The 269-nt window shown below is 48.3% G+C and carries 1 protein-coding gene; it reads left to right on the forward strand.

What is annotated here, in order from left to right:
* Positions 1–69 precede the first annotated feature (69 nt).
* A partial coding sequence (locus tag B0E34_RS22595; RefSeq protein ID WP_228422982.1) for a magnesium transporter CorA family protein occupies positions 70–269 on the forward strand: 200 nt, incomplete at its 3' end.

The raw sequence follows: 269 nt of genomic DNA on the forward strand, positions 1-269 counted from the left end.
ATGGATCAATTCGAACATAACCTGCGTCTTGTCGAAAAGGATATGCGTACACGCAACCGAAGATCTTTAATGGATAACATTCTCTCGTCAAGGTTTGAGCTGCTGGAATGGAGCAACCTGTTTATTCCTTTTCAGGAGCTGATCGCTGCGGCGAAGGAGGGGTATCACGGCGAGCTGGATGCCAGCCGCTCGTTTCAACAGCTCCTGCATCGAGTAGAAAGAATGGAAAGGCTGATTTATCACTATGAGCGCGAAATCGATACGCTGGT

It is taken from the genome of Chryseobacterium mucoviscidosis, from assembly GCF_002177115.1.
Lineage (GTDB): Bacteria > Bacteroidota > Bacteroidia > Flavobacteriales > Weeksellaceae > Chryseobacterium > Chryseobacterium mucoviscidosis.